Genomic DNA, 22560 nt, shown 5'->3' with positions numbered 1-22560 from the left:
ACAAAACCCCGTACAATTTAGTACGGGATTTTCACTATTTTTTCAAATGATTATTGGACTGATCATCTTGTTCTTTTCGAAGTTCTTGTTCTTCATCTTTTGGTAATTGTTTATCATTATCTTTAATCGGGTTTGTTTCTCTATTTTCAATCATATCATTTGGAACTTGCGGCATTACACGGCCAACAATTGCTGCTAATTCATCAAGTATACCTTCACCCGTTTTACCATTCTTAATTTGCTTACCTATTTGTTTTAATCTTTCATACGTATCAACATCTGCTACAACGACTGCATTCGCACCATTTGGGTCATTCTTCAAACTTTCTGCAACAGAATACTTAATTGACTCAACGCGAGTTCGATCAAGTTTCGCTTTTACATCAATACCTACCACAGCATATTTCCCAACTACTACTGCTGTCGCATCGTTTACACCAGGTATACTTGCAGCTAAAGATGCCAGATGATCAGCTGCCTTTTCATTTGGTTTATTTGATTTATTTGTATACGTAACATTTTTCATCGAGACATTTTTTTGTTCTGGCTTTTCATTAGGATTGTCTTTTTTTCCAATACTACATCCAGTAATAACGAAACAAAACATTAACATATATATAATGATTTTCATTATTTTCACCACTTTATCATTGATGTTTAATCATAAATTTTTTCAACCGCTTGCATCTTCTTCACTTTTTCTTCTGCCCCGCTATTTGCGTTAATGAAAATTTGGTACGTATCTTTCCCTAAAGTACCAATATATTCATAACAAAGTACTTCATTATGCAAGTCATTTACTACTACAGCTTTACGTTCTTCCATAACTTTTACATCGGGATTAATTTTCTTTCTCGCCTCAGCAGCAGTTAGCTTCGCACTCGGAATTGTTCGTTTTTGATGCGATGCTAAATATTCTTTCGCAGAAAAACCAACAATCGATCCATCATCTAAAGCAATTTTCATTTGAATTGCTTCTGGATAAATACGCACTCCATTTTCATTTACAACGTACGTAAACACACCGATATTATCATATTGAGAACTATCAAATAGCTCCATATTTGTAAACTTGTGATCCTTTAAAAACGTTAATCCTTTACTTCCTGCATCATTTAAACTAATTTTTTGTTCTTTAATTTCTCGATTATTCATTACCCAAATTGGGTATCCACCTTTTCCGGTAATATCCATGTAATATTCGTTGTTTGTTGCTGGATCTTTAATTTTCACACTGTAGAAAGATTCTTTTGCGCCTTTTCCGCTTTTCTCAACTTCTACTTTTTCATTTCCTTTTAAATTTAAAAATGATTTTGCGATCTTTGCAGCCTCATCTTTAGAAATCGCTTTACCCTCTGCTTCAAATCCGCCCTTTTTATTTTTTTGTGCGCTTGTAAAAGTAGGTCCGAAATTAGTAGACGAGTACGACGTTACATTCTTTTCAACTGTTTTTAATCCATCAATAATTGTGTTATCTGCTGGATCTCGGTTTGATGCAAGTGCCATTTCAACGTCCATCCAGCGTAAGTTGTTTTTCAACACAAGGTGTTGCACTTTTCTTAGTTCATCTTGTATATTTCCTGCATTTGAATATAACGTTTGCAATGTTTTATATTCTTGCTCATTTAATGGTTCTTTTTCTAAATCACGAATTGCTGCACGATAGCTAAAATCACCGATATTTGCTAAAAACTCTTCCGTTTTATTAAACGGCATTAATGTTAATGGTAGTTGACCTACATCAGAACGAGCTTCAGATGTTAAACGCCAAACATCTGCTAATGCAGGTGATAAAGATGTGCGTGAATTCATAGCAAGCGTTGTGCCAATTTTATCGTGTAACAAATCAACCTCGTATGCTAAATCATGGAATGCTCGTTGATAACTATTTTCCGCTCGAATTAAAACCGCATTTTTCTCTTGGTGTTCTTTATAGCCCCAATATCCTGTTCCAACTACACCGATTGTTAATAACACAATGATAATACCTCTTAACATAATTCCACCTCCGCTCTATTTACAGAAAATATGTTTACCGATTTTTTTAATTTGTGGACGAGTCCAAATCCATTTGCTTGTCGCAGTATCTGGATTGAAATAATATAGTGCATTCCCTGTTGGATCCCATCCATTGATTGCATCTAATACGGCTTTTTTCGCATTTTCATTTGGCGTTAAATATATTTGTCCATCTGCTACTGCTGTAAAGGCTCTCGGTTCAAAGATTACACCTGAAACGGTATTTGGAAACGATGCACTTGTGACACGATTTAAAATTACCGCAGCCACTGCAACTTGTCCTAAATAAGGCTCACCACGTGACTCTCCATATACAGCGTTTGCCATTAGCTGAATGTCATTTTGAGAATAACCATTTGGAACATTTGTCCCTTTACTTTGTGGTGGTTTATTTTCTTGCGCAGTACCACCGCTGTTCCCTTTATTAGTTGTTGTACCTTTATTAGCGGTCGACTTATCATACTTTGTTGCCTTTACAAGCATTTGCTTCGTTTTAGCACCCGCTAAACCATCAACCGGCAATCCAAATTTTTGCTGAAAGTTTCGAAGAGCCCAATATGTACCCCATCCGAAAACACCATCGACTTTCCCCGTATAAAATCCGTTATATTTCAAACGAGTTTGCAGTTCAATGACATCTTCTCCAGATGCCCCTCTTTGAATCACTTGATTAGAAAAGGCTTCTACATTTTTGGTTTGTATACTACTTACCATTAAAGATAGCCCGATAAAGACAAGCAAGATCGCTATCTTAAAAACAGCTTTTTGACGCATGTATTTCCCTCCTTAATTACGGAAATGATTTCATGGTTATGTTTTGTAAAACCCTCGCTTTTATGTAAAGAAGACAAAAAAATCCAAACTTATATGCTTGAAGAAATATGTAAACAATATACAAAAAGAATAAAAGGAGCTTATTATGAAGCGATTCTTCGTACGTACAGCATTTATATTTTTTTTAATAACAACATGTTCAAATATACATACCGACCCATCTATTGTTCACGCACAGCCGCCCTATGCAAAATGGGGTAAACTAGCCGTTGAAAAAACGAAAGAACAATATCCGAAAGCTGAGATTATCGATTACCTTCATATAGGTAGACAACCAAAAACTGTTCAAATAACAGTTGAAAAGTTTAAATTATGGCTACGTGAGGGTGGAAAAGAGTATGGTGTTTTTGTGGATGTAGAGTTTGATACGAAAACAGAGGAATTTTTAAAGATGTCCTTTCAGAAGACAAGTCGGTAAAATAAAAAAACCTCCGTCTTTACATACAGACAGAGGTTTCTTTATGTACTTCTTCCTTAATAAGGAGGATTATTTTTTATATGTTCTATAAATAACTTTAATGGTACGAGGCCACGTTTTGGCATGTGACTACTAATTACAGCTACGAGCTCTAACTGCGGAATGATAATAATATATTGCCCTCCGTATCCCATAGCAAAATACATACAATACGGTATGTGAAATCTTTCGTTATTTAATACCCACCAGTGATATCCATATGCCCCGACATGTTCATACGTTTCAAATAGAGTCTCACCTGATTCTTCTAACCATTTTGATGATACAATTTCATTACCCTTCCAATATCCATTGTGCAAACATACTTTTCCTAAATTTAATAAATCTATAGATTTCATTTTCATACCAAATCCGCCAACATATATACCTTGTGGGTCTTGTTGCCACTCATACTCCGTAATGTTTAACGGCTCAAATAAATACTTTTTCGCGAACTGTTCTGTCGACATTTCAGTTGCTTCTTGAATGATGTAACTAAGTAAATGAGAAGAACCTGAGTTATAATTCATTTTCGTACCCATTTCTTCAATGAGCGTCTTTTCTAAAATGTATTGCACCCAATTGTCTGATTCCACAAAATCATTTGGGAAAACAACCCCATTTCCGAACTCTTGCCAATCTTCTCCTGTTGTCATCGTTAATAAATGATACAGCGTTAATTCCCTCTTATTCTCCGGTACATTTGGAATCCATGTTGTGATTTGTGTATGTATATTATTTATAAATCCTTTATCAATTGCGATACCAATTAATATAGATACGATACTTTTTGTAATCGAATTAATTTTAAATAAGTCATTTGCACAGTCTATCGTTTTATAGTACTCAGTCGTTAATTCCCCCTTTTGATAAACAAGAAATGTATTAACTTTTTTCTTTTCAAATTTATTTTGTAATTGCTCGAAATTCAAGAAATCTTCCTCCATCTAAATGTTTATGTAATATTTGTTGTTCATCTCGTTCTCTCTATTAAATCATATTTGTTTTTAAAACAAAAAAATAAACTTGCCAGCATTTATTAGCTGACAAGTTTATTTTTATAATTTCGTTCGAACGTTCCAAAGCTCTGGGAAGAAGCATTGATCAAGCACTCGCTTTAAATAAGATACGCCAGACGAGCCACCTGTTCCCATTTTATGACCAATAATTCGTTCTACCGTTTTCATATGACGGAAACGCCATTGTTGTAGCCAGTCTTCAATATCGATTAATTTCTCTGCAAGCTGATATAAATCCCAATATTTCTGCACGTCCGCATATACTTCTATCCAAGCCGCTTCTACAGTTGCATCCTCTTCGTAAGGCTGCGTAATATCACGGTTTAACACATCTTCATGAATTGGGAATCCTTCTTTAACAAGCGCTTGTATCGCCACATCATACAAACTTGGTGCATGAAGTGCTTTATGAAGACGAGCATGTAATTCTGGGTCCTTTTCATAAATCTTTAATGCATGTGGTGTTTTATAACCAAGTGCATACTCAATCATTCGATATTGATACGATTGAAAACCGGAAGCCTGACCAAGTGAATCACGGAACTCAATATATTCTGATGGCGTTAATGTCGCAAGAATATCCCAAGATTGAATAATTTGCGACTGAATTTTTGATACACGTGCTAACATTTTAAAAGCTGGTGGTAATTTATCTTGTTTAATAGATTCAATTGCTGCATTCAGTTCGTGTAAAATTAGTTTCATCCAAAGCTCACTTGCTTGGTGAATAACGATAAATAACATTTCATCATGATGATCTGATAATCTTTGTTGACTAGATAATAAGCTATCTAGCTGTAAATACTCTCCGTACGTCATATTCTCCTTAAAATCAGTGTGAATCCCTTTTTCCATAATTACCTTTTCGTTTTCTTTCATATTAATCAAACGCCCCTTTTAACATTTCTATTTATATTGGTCTAATAACAGCGCGAACTGGGCTCCCATCTGCATCTGTTAATGCAAGTGGTAAGGCAATAAGTTCGTAATCGCCGTCTGCTACGTGATCGAGTACGACATTTTCTAAAATGTGAATTCCGTGTTTAAATAATTGATGATGTGCTGCTAGTTCTTTATCATCTAAAGGATCAACAGAAGGTACATCTACCCCAATTAAACGAATGCCCTTACTTGATAGAAAACCTGCAATATCAGCACGTAAATACGGGATTTCTTCTGGGAATTCTTGCGCTTTACCATGTGAAGATGTACGTAATAATAATCGCTCTACACCTTCTAATTTAAAACATTCTAATTCCTTTTTACCGATACTCTCCAGCCCTGACACATCGATAACTCGTGCTGCGCCTACATATACGTGTATATCTAAATCTAACACCTTCTTACCATCATTATCGAAATGAAATGGTGCATCAATATGAGTACCTGTATGGATACTCATCGTTAACTTTCCGACATTTACTGAACCACTGTCTTTTTTTGTCCATGAAACTTCATACGAGAACGGTGTATCCCCTGGCCACGTTGCGATATCATTATTTAGCGGTTGTGAAATATCAATCCACTGCGATGTTTTCATGCTTACGCCACAACCTCTCGCTTATTTTCAAAGCTTTTATATTCTTCATTTTTCATAATTTCCTTTAAGATTTGTACAGAGTTCCATACTTCCTCATACGTATTGTATAAAGCAACTGGCGCAAGTCTAACTCCATTTGGAGCTCTAAAGTCTGGAATCACTCCATTTGCTTTTAACGCTTTACATATACGTGCCGCCTCAGCATGTTCTAAATAAATATGTCCGCCTCGTTTTTCATCCTCTAGCGGATTTCCGATTGTAAATCCCATATCATTTAACTCCAATTGAATTAAATCGAGCATATATCTTGTTATATGTAATGACTTTTCACGTAATCTCTCAATACGGGCATCTTTAAAAATTTCAAGAGAACCGATTAATGGTGCAATACTTAATACGTGAGGTGTCCCTATTTGATAGGCTCCAGCATGATCAGCCGCAGTTAATGAATGTTCCATATCAAACTGCTTATCCTTTCTAGAGCTAAACCAACCAGATAATCCTGGAAGTCTATCTAAATGTTTTTTATTCACATATAAACCTGCAACACCACCAGGACCTGCATTTAAATATTTATAATTACACCATACAGCGAAATCTACATCCCATTCGTTAAAATGATGCGGAATAGAACCGATTGAATGACATAAGTCAAAACCGATATGAATACCACGTTTATGAGCTTCAGCTGTTAATCGCTTCATATCAAGAATTTGGCCGCTTCTATATAGTACAGAAGGTAATAAAATTAAAGCGATATCATCTGTCATTGCCTGAATAATATCATCTTCAGAAAGTGTTCTTCCATCTCGGCTCTTCACTCGTACTAAATGCTCATCTGGATCTAAGCCTTTTAAACGAATTTGACTTTGAAGCGCATAAATATCTGACGGAAATGTTAATTCATCCGCAAGAATTTTTGTACGTATTCCTTTCGGCTCATAAAACGTCGCAATAACTTGATGTATATTCGCAGTGGTGGAACCGGTTACAATTGTTTCTTCCGGCAAAGCTCCAATAAGAGGTGCTGTCAATTCACCTAATTTCTCCGAAAGGAAAAACCACGGATGCTCACCTTCAGTCCATCCATCAATTCCAAACTCTTTCCATGAATCTAGCAAAGTAAGTAACGATTTCTCTGCTCTTTTTGAAAGCAAACCTAAAGAGTTACCATCTAAATATATTGTTCCTTCTTTTTTATAAAATTCAGTTTGAAAATCTTTCAGTTCATCATGTTTATCACATTCAAGCGCATACTCATAAGTTGGTTGAAATGGTTCTTTATACATGGTGTCACCTTCTTTTAATTTTCTTTTTATTCTAACTAATTGAAATATATCACTTAAATTGATATGACGTCAATGATATTATGTCAGTTGACTTTATATACGAACTTCTTTTACAATACAATTATATTTTCAGATATTTCAGTATAAAGAGGTGATTCTTTGAAAAACTCTACTCTTTCAACAAGAAAACACCGCTCCTTAGAAACGAAAAAGAAACTATTACATTCCGGTTATACTATTTTTATAAAAAACGGATTTCAGAAAACTACAATCACGCAAATTATTAAACATGCAGAAACTGGCTATGGAACAGCATATGTATACTTTAAAAACAAAGATGCTCTCCTCGTCGTTTTGATGGAAGGTGTGATGAATCGCTTTTATGATATTGCTGATCGCTCTTTTTCCCCTCAAACAAAGGTCGAAGCACGAGATATGATTCAGAATCAAGTGCGCGCTTTTTTACAGTTAGCACAAGAAGAAAGAGCTATATTACAAGTTGTTGAAGAAGCAATAAGAACCTCAAAAGAAATACGTCAAAAATGGGATGAGATTCGCGAACGCTTTGTAACACGGATTATACAAGACATTACTCATTCCCTGGAAAATGAATTAGTACGAACTGAGTTAAATAAGGAGATTGTCGCATGCGGCTGGTTCTCTATGAATGAAATGTTCCTTTGGACAATCGTTCAAAATGATAAAAAAATTGATGTAGAAGAAATAGTGTATACATTGACGGAAATGTATACGACGGGGTTATATAAATAGCACATTATAACCTCAAAAAACCGTTACTCAATATGCTTAGTAACGGTTTATTTAAAATATTTTATTAACGATACAATGATACAAAATAGCGATGTAAGTAAAAGCAACAACCCCATATTCTTATTCTCTTTTTCATCCTTCTTAACGTTTTGTATCCCCATACCGGCAAGCATAAAACCTAAAAGTAATTGTAAAAGGAGCATACTTTGCTTCGAATCATCATTCCAACTGTAAATAGAATAGCCCATTATAATAAAAGCGAGTATGAATGTGATAATTCTAATCATAAAAACACCCCCTGTTTGATTCTATTGTTTTAACCTACTCACCATTCCAACAATAAACTTATACTCAGCTCTACTTTTTCTTACTTTCTTAAAGCCCTCTTTCGTATCAAAAATAAAACACGTTTTCCGAAACCAAATCCGTACATATAAAGACTCAAAATAAATAGGTTTAATAATTCCTCGTTCCTCGAATTCAGTTCCATCTTTATTTTCGGTTTCCGTTCGAATGAACCACCTATTCCCGATTCCAATTTCAATATACTTCACATGCTAACCCCCTTCAGGAAATCTTCTTTCTAATTATTCTATTATTTCCCTGGCAAGCGCACATTCCGACAGAACATGAGCCCATAAAGAAAAAGTAGATTACAAAAATCTACTTTTATAGCCTAAATTTTTGCATTCGTTTATAAAACGTACTGCGCGGCACAGCTAATAAAACATTTCCATTCGTCTTTTACAACGCTTCAATCATGCTATCGCGCTGTACTTTTTCACGGGCATTTAGCTTATGTTTTTCTTTATTTCCATTTTGCAACTCAATTTGTTTTTGATTTCCCATCACCGTCTGTAATAGAATCAGATTTATGTTTCGCATATTTCCCGTCCATTTATATTTTGAAAATTGATTACAAATAACAACTTGTCCATCACTATCAATTACATCTAAAAAACGGTGAATGAAATGTAGTTCGTTTTGATGTATTTGAATGCTACATTCACGTTCAATCACATGAGCAATTGAAGTTAACATACCGAGCATATACCGATGTGAAAACTCAATCGAACAGGAAAAATAGCGTTTTCAACACAATTAGAAAGGCGACACAAATATGTTGAAAATTTGAATATTTTAATGCGCTTCTTTATTCTTTTTTAGTAGCACTATATTTTGTATAATGGATCCAAAAAAAATACATAACCAAAACCACTTTTGCGGATTGTTATTTATAAAGAAAACTATCATCGCTATTGCGAATAAAATAGTGGATGCTAAGCTAATATATAATTTCGTTCTAATCTCCATTAGGCTTCACTCCCTATCATTTTACAGTACATAGTAACTCTTCATTTTTCATCTCTATTATGTACTCTCGTAAAACATATTCTTTCCCGCCATGCTTTTCATACCAATCATGTATTCTTCTAACATGCATCTTATCACTTCTAACTTTAGTTTCAATTTCTTCATAATCTTCATAACTATCATATTCCCATATTGCAAATACTTCAGTTGTACCATCATTATTATCTTTCATCCAGCGTCCTATTAAACGCGAACCATGTTTTAATTGATTAGGTAAATTAGTATCATTGAAATGCTCATTAAATATTTTTATGAATTCATTTTTTACTACATAGTACTTCCTTCTGTAAAACATACTTCTTCACCTCTTTTATGAAAAGTACTATTCACCCTACCCATTACAAACGTATTGTAATACTTACCGTCCGACAGCCTCTTATCATTTTTCAGAACGCCTTCTACTTCGAAGCCTAATCTTTTATAAAGCTGAATTGCTTTTGCATTTGTTTCTAACACTTGTAACGATATCTTTTTCACTTCATTTGCATCAGCCCAATTAATAGATTGTTGTAATAGGCTCTTACCCATTCCATATCCCCAAAACTCTTTTAAAATACAAATGCCAAGTTCTACTTTATGAGACAATCTCTTTAAGTCCGATCCTTCACATCTCGAAAATCCAACGATACGGTTATGAACTTCCGCAACTAAAAAGAGATTTCTTGTTTTTTTACTATCCGTTTTTATTATTTCCTGGAATCCTTTCGTATCTATAAATCCCTCTCCAACTTCTCTATCCATATTTTCAGTTTCCCCATCGATTTGTACTCTTATTTTCGATAGCTGCTCTGCATCTGTCTCAGCTGCAGAACGAATTGTATAAGTTAATCCATTTATATGAAACTCTTGTCCTTTTATAATCATTTCAAACTCCTTTTAAATGCAGTCTATTGGCGCTATTACTATTTGTTTACCTTGTTTCTCAAATCCTTGAATAGTTTCTTTACTAGCCTCTTCATCTGTTATTATAAGGTCAATTTCTTTTAAGGACTCTCCTTTAATAAAGCAATCTATTCCGAGTTTATTATGGGGAGCTAAACAAATATTTTTTCTAGCAATTTCACTTACCCTTTTGCTAAAATAAGCAACTTCAGGTGTTGCAGTACTTATACCGTGTAATGAAATACCACCACCTGTAGAAAAATAAAGATCAATAGTAAAACTACTAATCGATTCAGAGGCAAGTGTATCCGTCATATTTCCTGATGGTTTCACCTTGCCACCAATTAAGTACGTATCAATGTTCTCATATTCCCGTAACTTACTAGCTATTTCTATAGAATTCGTAATAACTGTAAATGATGTTTCAGGTAAATATTTTAACATTGCATAATGAATAGAAGCGCCCCCAATAAAAATTGAATAACCTTCTTGTATGTAAGAAGCTGCGATTTTTGCAATTGCATCCTCATATTTAGAGCCATTACTATAACGTTTAGATGGATCTGCGGCTAAGTTCCTCACCCGGGCAAACTCTATTGCACCTCCATGAGTTCTTTTTAAAAAACCATCCTTTTCCATAATAGATAGATCTCTTCTTATAGAATCAATAGACATATCAAATATTTCTGCAAGATCTTTTGCGATTACTCTTCCGTCTTTTTTTAGTAGCTCTAAAATTTTCTCTCTACGCTCTTCAGTAAACATGTTATCACCACCATTATTGAAGATTCTGAAATTTAAACTTCATGTTAATTATATGCACGTTTCTTCCGTTTTACAATATTTTCAATTCTTATTTCCCCAGCTTTATGCGGGTTCTTTCTCTCTTTCTATTTCATTAATTTTAATACCAAATACATGCATATTTGCATATTCCACAAAAAAACTTCCATTTATTTTCCTTCTGATGTAAAATTATTCCTATGTTTCACTTTTCAATACAGAAAGGAATTACTATGAAATCTTTAATTAAGGTAACTTGTACAGCATTAATATTTACAGGAATCATGGCAGGATGTAATAGCAGTGCTACACCAAAACAAGAAAAGAGCGCTCTCGAAAAGAATGCAATGCATTATGGGGAAATATTTAAAAACGGATACTATAGAGCAACAGTTGAAAATGCAAAATTTGAAAAAATAGACAAAGAGTGGCGTCTTACAGCTCGTGTTACAATTAATAATGCTCGTGCTGACGGACAAACAATAGATCTTACAGAAATAAAATATTTCATAAAAGATGAAAAAACTGGTGAAAAATATGAAGGTGAATTTATACAAAATGAGAATGCTGAAAAGGTTCCATCTGATTTCTCTTTAACTACTGACATTGTATTTAATATGAAAAATTCACCAAAAGATTTAAATAATATGTATTTGTACATAGATAGTAAAGTTGCTCCATTAATAAATACATATTGGAAGCTTGATAATCTAGTATCTAAATAAAAAGACCAGTCTTAAATGACTGGTCTTTTTACATTCAAGTATTCAACTTCCAATAACATTTATATTGATTTTCTAATAACAACTTGAATAACATGAGCTAAGCCAGTATGTCCTTTCCCTTCAATTCGCTCTTGTTCTCCATTAAAGAAATGAATAACCTCATGCCCTTCACACCAAGTAAGAATATCAATTGGATCATACAGCATATCAATATCTTTTGGCCCACCAGTACCATAATTTAATTGTTTTTTCGAATAAACTTCAAACATTATTAATCCACCAGGCCTAATCGTATAAATCATTTTATTCAATACCATTTTTTGATTGTCAGCATGAAAATGTCCAAATACCATAATTGCCGCATCGAATTCATTATCTGGCAAACTATCAGTTAATAAATCTACCTTTTTTGTATGCACGTTTACGTCATACTTCTCGGCTAACTTTTTTGTTTTTTCTAATCCACTCTCAGAGTAGTCAATAGCAGTCACTTCGTGGCCTTTTCTTGCTAGAAAAACAGCATTTCTACCTTCTCCCTCTGCGAAAGCTATTACTTTATTATAATTTGCCAAACGAAATGCTTGTTCTTGAATAAACGTATTAGGTTCTTCCCCATAATAATATTCATCCGATTTAAATTGATCATCCCACATGTTATTCATCTTCTTCTCCTCCTTCTAAATGCTAGTTAGAACCGCTCATCTGTAATATCACTATTAATAGCAATCGCCGCTTTATTTCCCTGTGATGCAGCAATAATTAATGACGATGGCCCTTGAGTCGTTGTTTCTCCTGCTACGTAAATATTTTTTTCTGAAGTACGACCAAAATCATCTATTACAAAAGTTTCATTACTTTGCAGTTCACAACTAAGTTGTTCTAAAAGTTGATTTGGCCTAAAAAAAGTAGGTACTATAAATCCACCGGCTCTTTCAATGTGCAAACCTGAATGAAACTCTACTCGCTTTAAATAACCCTCTTCACCTTGTAGTGAACGAATAGGCTCTGTAATAACTCTTATATTTTTATTACACAGTTCATCCATGAAAGGCTTACTTAACTCATTACCATTTGTTGCGATTACTAAATCCGTAGACCAGTTATAAACTAATTTTGTCATATGCAACGTATAATCTTCGTTTTCAGAAATAATAATAAGAGGTTGGTCTTTTAATTCCCATCCATCACAATACGGACAACTAAATAAACTTTTTCCATAGAATTCCCGTACTTCAGGAATGGATGGAAATTCTTCCTGTATACCCGTTGCTAATAAAACTCTTTCCGCCAAATATTTTGTATGATCCGATGTCACAATCTCAAATAAACCAGTGGATTGCTTCGTTATCGTTAAAACTGTTTTTTCATAATAATGAATCGATGAATACTTCTTCAAATCATTTAATCCTAATTCCTTAAACTCTTCTGGTTTAATCCCGTCACGTGTAATAAATCCGTGAGACTTTTGCGTTACACGATTCCTATTCGTTTTATTATCAAATAACGCTATTTGTTTACGAGCTCTCCCTAAAACTAAACTTGCATTAAGCCCTGCTGGACCAGCACCTATAACAGCACAATCAATAAATTTCATAAATAAAAACCCTCCAATAATTAACATTTATATTAAAGGTATTAAAGAGCTCTATTATCTTTAATGCCTTTAAAAAATAAAAGCAGATCAAAAATCCACCGTTATTTTCTTCGTAAGATCTGCTATTTTTTGATTTTTTAGCTCTTCTTCCATTTTCCCCTCTGCTTCAAGCATTACTTCATTTATTACACATCCAGGTTCATGATGCAAACAACATTCAAATAATGATGTTTTCCCTTCAATAGCATGTATAATATCTAAAAAAGAGATATCTTCCCAATTACTGCTAAGTGAATAACCACCTTTAGGTCCTGAGGATGAATGAATCATGCCTTCCTTAGTCAACTTTGTTAATATTTTTGACAAGTACGTAGGTGAAACTTTTTGCATTTCTGCTAATTGATGAACACTAACGAGTTTATTTGGTGTAGCCTTTGCAAGAAAAAGCATTGTATGAAGAGCATAATTTGTAGCTTTAGAATATTTCATATTGTAGACTCCTATTGTAGACTTCGTGTATCTACAATAACTTTATTTTTTTATCGTGTCAAACATTTGTGATGCACCTACAGGGTTATCCCTTTTCGATTTGTACATCCTCTGCACAAATTATCACCTCTTTAAATGGACAATCAAATAAAACACCCAATTCAAAACCATCTTCAGTAAGCTCTATTTCATGATAAAGCCACCAAGCACCTTCAAAATTCTCCGGCATAGAACATTTCGTCACACCTGTAAAAGTTACTTGAAGTTTATCGAAATCACTAAAAGTACCACTACAATCCAAAAATATAGTTAGTGTATCTTTTGATGTTCTCTCTGTTGAGAGAACCACACTATCATGTAGAGAGAACTCATGAAGTTGAATGACATTTGACGGAAGATTTTTCTTAATAAAATTAAAGTGTTCTATATAGGATTGATCTAAATGAGTTATTCTTTTCTCGTAATCCTCGTTCCACTCCAGCAAAAATTTCTTTAATTTATCGGGCGGACATTCTGAATTAATTGTGTTGTTATGAATATACGGATGCAGTGACTCAGGAAGAAACTTTAATAATTCTTCTTTCCTTTCTTCCACCTCTTCTTTCAAACTTTGTTTATACTCTTTCTCCATCTCTTCCCATTCTTCTATCGACTCTATGAATTTTACAAATCCTGAAATTTGCATTTCTTTATACCAATCTCTTGTGAAATATTTCAATGACATCTCTCCTAAAATATTTTAACATCCAAGAAAAGCAATATATTTATTTATTATATCATTCCAATAACCATTTTTTCTAAAGAAAAAATGTAAAACTGCAAATATTCCGCCTATTATTTCTAAAACTTCAGAATATTTACAAAACTATAAAACTAGATTAAATTTTACTTGTACAAGATTTTCCTGTACAAAAATCTAAACAAAAAAAGGGATGGTTATATGTTGAAGAAATTAGTAGCAGGGACATTAGTAGCAGGTTTTGCATTAACTGGAGGATTAGGAGTAGTAAGTGCTGCAGAAAAAGATAATACAATTAAATCATTTGATTATTTAAAAGTTGATGAAAAGAATGTTAGTTCATTTGCAAAATTAAGCGATCAATCAAAAAAAGACATCCAAATTACAATGGTACTACCTAAGCAAAATGAAAATGGAGATTGGTTAGCTTATGGCTTTACTAGCAGAGAAACATTGAATGCTTTTATTGAAAAGGATAAAAAGGCACTTAAAAATCAAATTAACCCTTTAGGTAGTGGTGCTGGTAGTACCGATTTCTATGAGCATCAAAATAAAGGTGGACAGTATATTTATTGGAGCAGCGGCTTTAAAAACCTACCTTCTAGCTGGAACGACAGAATTTCTTCTGTAAGTACAGCTTCACCTTCTGCAAGTTATTCAACAACGCTATGGGAACATTCTTCAACTCAAGGATATGGAAAAGGTGTCTCCTTTAGACACTCTGATTGGTATGGTCAAACTGCTAATTTAGCTGCGGATTGGAACGATATTACTTCAGCAATTGAAATCAAATAGTAACAGGGCATTTCAATTGAATAGTTGGAACTACATTTTTATATAGTTTCACACAAATTGCTACTTAAATATTATTAGATAGTAGAAAGACCAGTCATTTTAGACTGGTCTTTCTACCTTCAAGCGTGCACAGCATGTCTTACGGCCTACAATAATGCTTCATGAATTGCTTCAGATAAATTAGAGAACCATTACACTATTCACTATCAAAACTCTTCTGTAATTTCCGAATGTAAATAATTTGACCAATATGATACGCATTATGAGTTGTTACATTAGCTAATACTTCCCACCACTTCGCAGATACAGGAAATCCAATTACATCACTTTCAACCTTGTCTTCATTTATGAGATTTTGCCATTGTAACAGTTTCTCTAATAGTTTTTCTCTTAACTCTTCAAATGTTTGATTATCTGATAGCATAAAACTTTTGTTATTATCACCAATAGCGGGCACGGCATTAACATTTGATTCTTTATACCTTGTTTGCCACGTCGAGTTCCAATACAGTAAATGTTGTACAATTTCAGCTATACTATTACTCTCTTCATTCGGTTTCCAGAAAGCTTCTCTCTCAGATAAATCCTTAACTGCATCTGAAAACGGAATATACCAACTAGGATCATTCGCATTTGCTAATAACTGATCTGCTAAAACATCTTTAACATGGAACATTTTACTTCCCCCCGTTAAAAAGATTCATTTCAAGACAATACTCACTTCTCTATATACGCTGAGTTTGCAAAATCCCCTCTTTTTAGCCTCAATCCCAAACATATGCACATAAAGAAACCGAAAGCACCTAATCCATAAGCTGTTGTATAACCACTTTCCCCGATAATCCATCCTGCAAGTCCTGGTCCAATCATTTGACCAACTGCATAGAAAACGGATATAAAACTAATTGCCATTGAGACATATTTCGGAGATACTTGCTTTGAGGCAGCAACTTGAATTAATAAAAGGATACCTCCGAGGCTGGAACCCCAAATAATTGCCGACATGATAAAGCCAATGATATGTCCAAATATAATTGGAATCATATCACCTATTACAGCTAATAAAAGTGAAATACATAACGTCTTCTTTATACCAATCCGATCCGAAATCAATCCCCAGACAGGAGCTCCTACGATTGAAAACATACCTGCAATCGCATAAACAGTTCCCGAAATTGATGCCGAAATACCATTATCAATCATAAAACTAGTTTGATATAAATTTGGAATTAAATAAACAACTCCAACAATAAAATACATCCATGCAATGATGTATAGCTCTTTCGTTTTCCATAAAAACGACTTATTATTCCTTTCCCCCTCATCTTCAGTAACTTCTGGATTTTTCAAAACAATTGAGGAAACGAATACAACAATACATGTAATAACGCCAAACAAAAGCCATGAACCACGCCAACTATACTCTGGAAATGTACGTACTATATAAGGAACAATTATTCCACTAAATAGCATGCCTATGCCAGCACCGCTTAATAACAGCCCCATTGCAGTTCCTCTTTTTTCTGGAAACCATCCTACTGTTATTGACATGAGTGGTGTATATACAAGAGCACTTCCAGCTCCAGCACATAGCATAAAAATAGCAGCTATCCAAACTGAAGGAACAAATGCTAATCCTATTAAACTTACAACGACGAGCCAACTCCCTATTAATAAAACTGATTTTGCTCCAAAATGAATGGTGAGTATTCCAGATGTTCCGACTGTTAATAAATAGCCTAAAAAGAGTATCGTTCCTAGCATACCTGATTGAGCTGTAGATAAATGGAGTCCTTCTTGCATAAACGGCAATATAATTCCATATGCCATACGTGCAAAACCCGTCGTTGTTATAATAAGAAACATTCCTGTTAATACAAATATCCAAAAATGACGCTCCTTCTGCTCTTTCATTTAAATCCCTCCATAAAAAGTTATTTCCAATTGGATGTTGATTGTAATTATAATGACCATTACAAAAAACAACTACCAAATGACGGAGGAGTTTACGGTATAGCGGATTATTCCTGGTTTACGTTAATAAATACGTAAAAATTTTGATGGATTCATTCCATACTTTTTACGAAATAACTCTGAAAAATGACTGACATTATTGTATCCAACTGCAAATGCCGTTTCGGTCACATTACTATTTCCCGAACGCAGTAAATCTATCGCATGTTCCATACGTTTTTCTCGTAAATATGCAAATGTGGACATCCCAAATAATTCTTTAAACCCAATTTTTAATTTATAATCATTTAATTCTACTATTTTAGCCAATTCTAATAATGATGGGGGTGATTCCATTCGTTGAAGTAAAATTTCTTCAGCTTGTTTTATTTTATTCAAATCCTTTTTTGATAATTGACTCCTTTTATTGGCGTCACAATCATTAAGCAACACTCTCCCAAAATGTATAGAAAGCAATTCGAGCGCTTTACTTTCTATTTCTAGTTGATTAATACGATCCTTTTGGGGATGCTCTATCATTCTCTTAATAATATTAGATGTTATAGAATCAATTGGATTTTGAAACTTTTTAAAAGGTTGATTTCCTAATATAGAATGAAAATCAAGACTTTTTTCAATAGCATTATTCGTCATGAAATGATTAAACAATTGTACAGGAATACCAATCGCTAATGAATATAGAGTCGTTTCTTTTTCATATTCAAATAATACATCAAAATCATTCATAAAATATAAATAGCTATTTCCAGTCATTAATTCATACGAGGAATGACCAACTTGCACTTCTCCGAACCCTTGTAAACAAAAATTAAGCTCCACCATTGCTGCATCAGATGCAAACTGGATGCGATGATTTTTATGAAATTGATAATTTGATAACACAATTTCCATTCCTGAAAACGAAGTCCATCTTCGTATTTCACCCTTACCTATTGTTTTGGGCATATTCATATGTCTTTCCTCTGCAACTTGTAAACCATGAAAATATTTATGAAAAATATCATGAAAACCGTTAGTCTCCATGAGATCCACCCTCCTTTTATGTAAAAACTAAAATTAATTGATAATCATTTTCAATTATAACAAATATCTTTATACAATAAATAGATTTTATCCCCATAACTCGTTATGATAAAAGAAAAAGAAAGCGAGCGACCAATGAATAAAAAAATCGCGGTTATTACAGGGGCATCAAGTGGATTCGGACTATTAACGACACTTGAACTTGCGAAAAAAGACTATTTAGTCATTGCTACAATGCGAAATCTTGAAAAACAAGTAGACTTAATATCTCAAGCTACTAAACTCAACTTACAGCAAAACATAAAAGTTCAACAATTAGATGTAACAGATCAAAGTTCTATACATAACTTTCAATTATTTTTAAAAGACATGAATAGAGTAGACCTTCTCATTAATAATGCAGGATATGCAACTGGAGGCTTTGTAGAAGAAATTCCAGTAGAGGAATACCGTAAACAATTTGAAACGAACCTTTTTGGAGCTATTTCAATCACTCAACTTGTCTTACCATATATGAGAAAGCAGAAAAGTGGAAAAATCATTAATATAAGCAGTATTAGTGGCCAAGTTGGATTTCCTGGTTTATCCCCTTATGTATCTTCAAAATATGCATTAGAAGGCTGGAGTGAATCGCTTCGCTTAGAAGTAAAACCTTTCGGAATAGACGTTGCCTTACTTGAACCTGGTTCTTATAACACGAACATATGGGAAGTTGGTAAACAATTAGCTGAAAACCAATCTGATACAACCTCTCCTTACAAAGAATATATGGATAAAATACAAAAACATATTAATAGCGGCAGCAATACATTTGGTAATCCGATAGATGTTGCCAATAAAATCGTTGAAATTGCTGAAGCAAAACGTACTACATTACGATATCCGATTGGAAAAGGTGTTAAATTTATGATCTTTGCGAAGAAAATTCTTCCATGGAGATTGTGGGAGTTTCTTGTTTTGAGGAGTTTTAAGAAAATGTAAGTAACTTTATTGAAAAAATATGTAAGGGGTGCTAATTAAATGCTAGGTTTACCCTATGGTAAAGTGTTTTTAGTTCTGTGGTCCGAAGAGTGGGAATTTGAGTTTTCAAAAGAAAAACAATTAATTGAGGAACAAATTGGAACATATATTTTAGCGATACACCATATTGGAAGTACTTCCATCCCGCATTTAAGCGCAAAACCTATTATTGATATTGCGATTGAATTAAGAGATTTCAAAAGTGGTCTAAAATGTATTACAAACCTAGAACAATTAAATTATAAATATAGAAAAAATGTATTACCCGAAAGGTATTATTTCAATAAAGGTGAGCCAAGAACTCATCAAATTCATATGTATGAACAAGGGAATAAATATTTAATGGAACAATTAAAATTCAGAGATTACTTAATAGACAATAAAACCTCTCGTATTCAGTATGAACAGTTAAAGATTCAATTTTCAAAAGCTAACCCAAATGATAAGCATAAATATGCAGAGGATAAAACAAATTTCATTAAATCCATCTTGACTAAAATAAATGATTAAATTGCGAAGACCGAACTTCGTACACATAATAAGAAACCATTCATGTATAGATAAATGGTTTCTTATTAATTAGTTATTTCATTATTTATACCTTCAATAATCATTTTATTATGCAGCAGATGGAAAGAAGTAAAATAGTATTGAAGTCATAAAAATAAACGTAAATATCCCAATTATCGAAAATATATATTCTTTCGATTCTCTATCATACTTCCATTCCATCAATGCTCTTAAGATTATCGTCCCCCCTAAATAAGTAAAAATGACATAAGCAATATTTACACTTTCGAATTTAAAGATAAATATAAAGCTAGTTATTAAATAAATAAAAAGTAGTCCTATTTCCAATTTTTTATGTAAACTATTTACATGTTTCTTATATCCCCAAAAACCAACCTTGGGCATATTCAATTTTTTTCTTAAAAACTTATCAAAGAAATAGACAGCTATACAAAAAACAATAGTTATAATCCAAAAAGTAGAAGTTCCCATTTTCATCCCTCCTATTACTTCATTTAATTATTTGAAATAAATTGGACTATATTACGGTTATCCTCTTCTAAGTAACTTATGATCCCTTCAGGATATGTTGGTTTCTTCTTTAATTCCTCTAGACTTTTCCAAATTAATATAATATCCTCATGTTCTTTATGCCTTAATTCATTTATAACTACCTCTTGAGCAGTCCCCCAATGTATCAATGTACAATGATGACCTTTTTCGTTGTCCCACTCAAAAATGTGTTCATTTACAATTGCTAACTCTTGAACATCAACTTTCAAATCGTATTCTTCTATTAACTCTCGAATTATTGCTTCTTTTGACGTTTCACCAAATTCAATAGAGCCACCTGGAAAACGATAAAATGATTCGTTCTCATCACATTGTACTAGTACTTTTGAATGTTCGTCGTTTACAATCATTACTTCTGCCCGTAAACGTGGTCTTATCATTTTCTCACCCTTTATTTGTATGACCATTCATCACCAATACGTATTATAGAATACATTCAAAATAATACCTGTAATTATTAATAACGGAACAACTCCAAACGAAATAATATATTCTTTTGTTTGCCTATCATATTTCCACTGCATATACCCTTGGAAAATGTACAATGTTATAAAAAAGAAAATTGGTATATAAGTCATGTATATTGGATTCAAAATTGAAACTATCATCATAAGTACTACATAAGAAATAATGATAATCCAGTGCCCCCATTTATGTGATTGACTGACATATTTACTATTCCATCCTGTTTGTCTCGGTATATTTAACTTTTTTCTCACGATTTTTTCTAAAAAAATTAAAATTATAATCCATAACAATAAGACAATTAGTTTCAAGAAAAACAGAAAGGCCTCCTCCTTTACCTTTTCTCCGGCTGATCACTCGGATACGTAGCATTCCTTTTATTTTCAACATCCCAACTAATAATTGTTGCACTATCTCGTCCCAATTGAAGATGCACGTGTTCTAAAACATTGTGAACATTTTCTTTAAGCTCTATATTATTTTCATTCATATCGTTATATAGATTTAATGGTGTTTCATAACGGCGTTCCCCACATTCTAATACCCCATCTGTCACCATCACAATTCGATTCTTTCCAGTACGTAGTTCACGAATCCCTGAAGAATAGCAAGGTACAGGTAATTCAAATGTATTTACATTACCAATCCATTCGTAAAAGTGGCGTTGATTCAATGCATATTGTCCTAATTTATGTAACTCTTCATGAAATACATAAACTAGGCAATCGCCAATAGATAGCCACCATATGTAATTTTCTTTTCTTACGCATATTAAGCAAGCAGTTTCACCTTTTATTTTTTCGCACTTTTCTTTAAATGAGAGGGATTGAAAAATCGTAAGTATATAATTTTCAACAGATCGAAATATGGTTTCAATTGATTCTTTCATAATCGCTTTTATATTTTCATATTCTTTTTGGATTGTATTTACTACTAAATCAACGCTTTCTGCACTATGATGTCCGTCTAATATAACGGTGAATTCCCAATCACCATTCGACCAAACTAATGCACCGTCTTCATTCTTTTTTGCTCCGGCACTTATATTCCCGCCGTATTTACCAAGTAAGATATCACCATATTGCTTTACTGAAACTTCGTCTAAACACATTTCCCTACTTCCAACCCATGAATATTGTGTATTATTTGTTGTATGCATACTCATTTACCATATACTTTCGTATTCTTTCGCATAGTTTTTTAATTTTCTCTGAATCTCCATAGGGTGCACCAGTCCAATTTGCTACTTCAGTCGGTGACCAAAACTCTTTTGGTGTATTTGGATAACGCGGAATAATGTGCATATGCAAATGTGGTACACCATTACCAGAAACGAAACTGTAAATATGTTCTGCACCTTCGCTTTCTTTAAGCGCTTTACTTACTCTACTTGTTATCAGTCCGAATGCCTTTGCCTCATCTTCAGTTAATTCAGCGAGACCAGGTACATGTCTCTTTATATCAATCATTACATAACCAAGATATGTTTCTTCTGCATCCCAATGGACATGTCCAACGTAAATGAGTTCATCTTCGTAAATAGCTCCACCTGGAACTGTAATGTTCCCTTTATGTTTTTCACAAATGAAGCAGTTTTGTTCTGCTTGATTGTTTATTGGCATATCCATCACCATCCTTTCCATATATAATATCATAAAAAAAGGAAAAACAGGATTTGCATTCCG

Annotated in this window: 32 protein-coding genes; 6 read left to right on the top strand and 26 right to left on the bottom strand. The window is 33.4% G+C overall.

Annotated elements, in window-relative coordinates:
- Window positions 1–34 precede the first annotated feature (34 nt).
- Genes ACE38F_RS14915 through sleB form a run of 3 tightly spaced genes read right to left on the bottom strand, consistent with a single transcriptional unit; the run spans window position 35 to window position 2793 of the window.
- Entirely contained in the window at window positions 35–631 is a 597-nt protein-coding gene (locus ACE38F_RS14915; protein ID WP_078181336.1) for a YhcN/YlaJ family sporulation lipoprotein, read from the bottom strand.
- Between the two features lie 26 nt (window positions 632–657).
- The gene (ypeB, locus tag ACE38F_RS14910; protein ID WP_375368985.1) at window positions 658–1998 is read right to left on the bottom strand and encodes a germination protein YpeB; all 1341 of its coding nucleotides are present in this window, start codon (window positions 1996–1998) and stop codon (window positions 658–660) included.
- Window positions 1999–2013: 15 nt separating this feature from the next.
- On the bottom strand, window positions 2014–2793 hold the full coding sequence (sleB, locus tag ACE38F_RS14905; RefSeq protein ID WP_375368984.1) for a spore cortex-lytic enzyme: 780 nt from the start codon (window positions 2791–2793) through the stop codon (window positions 2014–2016).
- Window positions 2794–2938: 145 nt separating this feature from the next.
- On the opposite strand from sleB, the gene ACE38F_RS14900 reads away from it, so the two are divergent.
- Window positions 2939–3271 carry a DUF3889 domain-containing protein gene (locus tag ACE38F_RS14900; protein ID WP_002013085.1) on the top strand — a complete coding sequence of 111 codons (333 nt, stop codon included), beginning with the start codon at window positions 2939–2941 and terminating at the stop codon, window positions 3269–3271.
- Between the two features lie 56 nt (window positions 3272–3327).
- Here ACE38F_RS14900 and ACE38F_RS14895 read toward each other — a convergent pair whose 3' ends face one another.
- The 4 genes from ACE38F_RS14895 to kynU form a co-directional block, all read right to left on the bottom strand.
- Window positions 3328–4242, bottom strand: a complete 915-nt coding sequence (locus ACE38F_RS14895; RefSeq protein ID WP_375368983.1) for a serine hydrolase domain-containing protein — start codon at window positions 4240–4242, stop codon at window positions 3328–3330.
- Window positions 4243–4368: 126 nt separating this feature from the next.
- Window positions 4369–5208 carry a tryptophan 2,3-dioxygenase gene (gene kynA / locus ACE38F_RS14890; RefSeq protein WP_002110249.1) on the bottom strand — a complete coding sequence of 280 codons (840 nt, stop codon included), beginning with the start codon at window positions 5206–5208 and terminating at the stop codon, window positions 4369–4371.
- A 31-nt stretch (window positions 5209–5239) separates the two neighbouring features.
- Entirely contained in the window at window positions 5240–5869 is a 630-nt protein-coding gene (gene kynB / locus ACE38F_RS14885; RefSeq protein ID WP_375368982.1) for an arylformamidase, read from the bottom strand.
- Between the two features lie 2 nt (window positions 5870–5871).
- A complete protein-coding gene (kynU, locus tag ACE38F_RS14880) occupies window positions 5872–7158 on the bottom strand; it encodes a kynureninase (RefSeq protein WP_375368981.1) in 1287 nt (428 codons plus the stop codon).
- A gap of 159 nt (window positions 7159–7317) precedes the next feature.
- On the opposite strand from kynU, the gene ACE38F_RS14875 reads away from it, so the two are divergent.
- Window positions 7318–7929: a TetR/AcrR family transcriptional regulator gene (locus tag ACE38F_RS14875; RefSeq protein WP_375368980.1), complete on the top strand. Its 612-nt coding sequence runs from the start codon at window positions 7318–7320 to the stop codon at window positions 7927–7929.
- Window positions 7930–7976: 47 nt separating this feature from the next.
- Here ACE38F_RS14875 and ACE38F_RS14870 read toward each other — a convergent pair whose 3' ends face one another.
- From ACE38F_RS14870 to ACE38F_RS14840, 7 genes are all read right to left on the bottom strand, one after another.
- Window positions 7977–8216 carry a DUF3953 domain-containing protein gene (locus ACE38F_RS14870; protein WP_016095560.1) on the bottom strand — a complete coding sequence of 80 codons (240 nt, stop codon included), beginning with the start codon at window positions 8214–8216 and terminating at the stop codon, window positions 7977–7979.
- Window positions 8217–8237: 21 nt separating this feature from the next.
- Complete coding sequence (locus ACE38F_RS14865) at window positions 8238–8483, bottom strand: DUF3977 family protein (protein ID WP_000873838.1); 246 nt, start codon at window positions 8481–8483, stop codon at window positions 8238–8240.
- Window positions 8484–8673: 190 nt separating this feature from the next.
- Window positions 8674–8970, bottom strand: a complete 297-nt coding sequence (locus ACE38F_RS14860; protein WP_375368977.1) for a hypothetical protein — start codon at window positions 8968–8970, stop codon at window positions 8674–8676.
- A gap of 99 nt (window positions 8971–9069) precedes the next feature.
- Window positions 9070–9243 carry a hypothetical protein gene (locus tag ACE38F_RS14855; RefSeq protein WP_215553289.1) on the bottom strand — a complete coding sequence of 58 codons (174 nt, stop codon included), beginning with the start codon at window positions 9241–9243 and terminating at the stop codon, window positions 9070–9072.
- Window positions 9244–9259: 16 nt separating this feature from the next.
- Window positions 9260–9598, bottom strand: a complete 339-nt coding sequence (locus tag ACE38F_RS14850) for an NIPSNAP family protein (protein WP_375368976.1) — start codon at window positions 9596–9598, stop codon at window positions 9260–9262.
- Window positions 9571–10167 carry a GNAT family N-acetyltransferase gene (locus tag ACE38F_RS14845; protein WP_375368974.1) on the bottom strand — a complete coding sequence of 199 codons (597 nt, stop codon included), beginning with the start codon at window positions 10165–10167 and terminating at the stop codon, window positions 9571–9573. The genes ACE38F_RS14850 and ACE38F_RS14845 overlap by 28 nt, the downstream gene beginning before the upstream one ends.
- A gap of 12 nt (window positions 10168–10179) precedes the next feature.
- Window positions 10180–10950, bottom strand: a complete 771-nt coding sequence (locus ACE38F_RS14840; protein ID WP_341306596.1) for a DeoR/GlpR family DNA-binding transcription regulator — start codon at window positions 10948–10950, stop codon at window positions 10180–10182.
- A 251-nt stretch (window positions 10951–11201) separates the two neighbouring features.
- On the opposite strand from ACE38F_RS14840, the gene ACE38F_RS14835 reads away from it, so the two are divergent.
- A complete protein-coding gene (locus ACE38F_RS14835; RefSeq protein ID WP_002032698.1) occupies window positions 11202–11693 on the top strand; it encodes a hypothetical protein in 492 nt (163 codons plus the stop codon).
- A gap of 59 nt (window positions 11694–11752) precedes the next feature.
- Here the strand turns inward: ACE38F_RS14835 and ACE38F_RS14830 are convergent, their stop codons facing one another.
- The 4 genes from ACE38F_RS14830 to ACE38F_RS14815 form a co-directional block, all read right to left on the bottom strand.
- Window positions 11753–12355: a class I SAM-dependent methyltransferase gene (locus ACE38F_RS14830; protein ID WP_016105051.1), complete on the bottom strand. Its 603-nt coding sequence runs from the start codon at window positions 12353–12355 to the stop codon at window positions 11753–11755.
- A gap of 26 nt (window positions 12356–12381) precedes the next feature.
- Complete coding sequence (locus tag ACE38F_RS14825) at window positions 12382–13287, bottom strand: NAD(P)/FAD-dependent oxidoreductase (RefSeq protein WP_078174713.1); 906 nt, start codon at window positions 13285–13287, stop codon at window positions 12382–12384.
- 87 nt (window positions 13288–13374) lie between these two features.
- Entirely contained in the window at window positions 13375–13776 is a 402-nt protein-coding gene (locus ACE38F_RS14820; RefSeq protein ID WP_078174712.1) for an Rrf2 family transcriptional regulator, read from the bottom strand.
- An 85-nt stretch (window positions 13777–13861) separates the two neighbouring features.
- Window positions 13862–14494: a DUF4085 family protein gene (locus ACE38F_RS14815; protein ID WP_375368972.1), complete on the bottom strand. Its 633-nt coding sequence runs from the start codon at window positions 14492–14494 to the stop codon at window positions 13862–13864.
- A gap of 222 nt (window positions 14495–14716) precedes the next feature.
- Here ACE38F_RS14815 and ACE38F_RS14810 point away from each other — a divergent pair, with 222 nt between their 5' ends.
- Window positions 14717–15310: a hypothetical protein gene (locus ACE38F_RS14810; RefSeq protein ID WP_070146568.1), complete on the top strand. Its 594-nt coding sequence runs from the start codon at window positions 14717–14719 to the stop codon at window positions 15308–15310.
- Window positions 15311–15506: 196 nt separating this feature from the next.
- On the opposite strand, the gene ACE38F_RS14805 is transcribed toward ACE38F_RS14810, so the two are convergent.
- The 3 genes from ACE38F_RS14805 to ACE38F_RS14795 all read right to left on the bottom strand — a co-directional run bounded on the left by ACE38F_RS14805 (window position 15507) and on the right by ACE38F_RS14795 (window position 18307).
- On the bottom strand, window positions 15507–15986 hold the full coding sequence (locus tag ACE38F_RS14805; RefSeq protein ID WP_002110268.1) for a DinB family protein: 480 nt from the start codon (window positions 15984–15986) through the stop codon (window positions 15507–15509).
- Between the two features lie 41 nt (window positions 15987–16027).
- On the bottom strand, window positions 16028–17224 hold the full coding sequence (locus tag ACE38F_RS14800; protein ID WP_002161527.1) for an MFS transporter: 1197 nt from the start codon (window positions 17222–17224) through the stop codon (window positions 16028–16030).
- A 123-nt stretch (window positions 17225–17347) separates the two neighbouring features.
- Window positions 17348–18307, bottom strand: coding sequence for a helix-turn-helix domain-containing protein (locus ACE38F_RS14795; protein ID WP_375368970.1), 960 nt, complete (start codon window positions 18305–18307; stop codon window positions 17348–17350).
- 135 nt (window positions 18308–18442) lie between these two features.
- Between ACE38F_RS14795 and ACE38F_RS14790 the strand changes: the two genes are divergently transcribed.
- Both ACE38F_RS14790 and ACE38F_RS14785 read left to right on the top strand, forming a co-directional pair.
- The gene (locus ACE38F_RS14790; protein WP_002110271.1) at window positions 18443–19288 is read left to right on the top strand and encodes an oxidoreductase; all 846 of its coding nucleotides are present in this window, start codon (window positions 18443–18445) and stop codon (window positions 19286–19288) included.
- 39 nt (window positions 19289–19327) lie between these two features.
- The gene (locus ACE38F_RS14785) at window positions 19328–19837 is read left to right on the top strand and encodes a GrpB family protein (RefSeq protein ID WP_375368969.1); all 510 of its coding nucleotides are present in this window, start codon (window positions 19328–19330) and stop codon (window positions 19835–19837) included.
- A gap of 108 nt (window positions 19838–19945) precedes the next feature.
- Here the strand turns inward: ACE38F_RS14785 and ACE38F_RS14780 are convergent, their stop codons facing one another.
- Genes ACE38F_RS14780 through ACE38F_RS14760 form a run of 5 tightly spaced genes read right to left on the bottom strand, consistent with a single transcriptional unit; the run spans window position 19946 to window position 22509 of the window.
- Window positions 19946–20329 (bottom strand): DUF4181 domain-containing protein, encoded by a 384-nt coding sequence (locus ACE38F_RS14780; RefSeq protein ID WP_375368968.1) that lies wholly within the window; start codon window positions 20327–20329, stop codon window positions 19946–19948.
- Window positions 20330–20352: 23 nt separating this feature from the next.
- Complete coding sequence (locus ACE38F_RS14775; RefSeq protein ID WP_375368966.1) at window positions 20353–20790, bottom strand: NUDIX domain-containing protein; 438 nt, start codon at window positions 20788–20790, stop codon at window positions 20353–20355.
- A 30-nt stretch (window positions 20791–20820) separates the two neighbouring features.
- On the bottom strand, window positions 20821–21186 hold the full coding sequence (locus tag ACE38F_RS14770; RefSeq protein WP_375368964.1) for a DUF4181 domain-containing protein: 366 nt from the start codon (window positions 21184–21186) through the stop codon (window positions 20821–20823).
- 23 nt (window positions 21187–21209) lie between these two features.
- A complete protein-coding gene (locus ACE38F_RS14765) occupies window positions 21210–22040 on the bottom strand; it encodes a PP2C family serine/threonine-protein phosphatase (protein WP_375368962.1) in 831 nt (276 codons plus the stop codon).
- Window positions 22018–22509: an HIT family protein gene (locus ACE38F_RS14760; protein ID WP_080116904.1), complete on the bottom strand. Its 492-nt coding sequence runs from the start codon at window positions 22507–22509 to the stop codon at window positions 22018–22020. Before ACE38F_RS14760 ends, ACE38F_RS14765 begins: the two co-directional genes overlap by 23 nt.
- Window positions 22510–22560: the final 51 nt, after the last annotated feature.

It is taken from the genome of Bacillus altaicus, from assembly GCF_042136375.2.
GTDB lineage: Bacteria > Bacillota > Bacilli > Bacillales > Bacillaceae_G > Bacillus_A > Bacillus_A cereus_U.
Note: the sequence above shows the minus strand (reverse complement) of the source record. Positions and strands in the feature narration are given on the sequence as shown.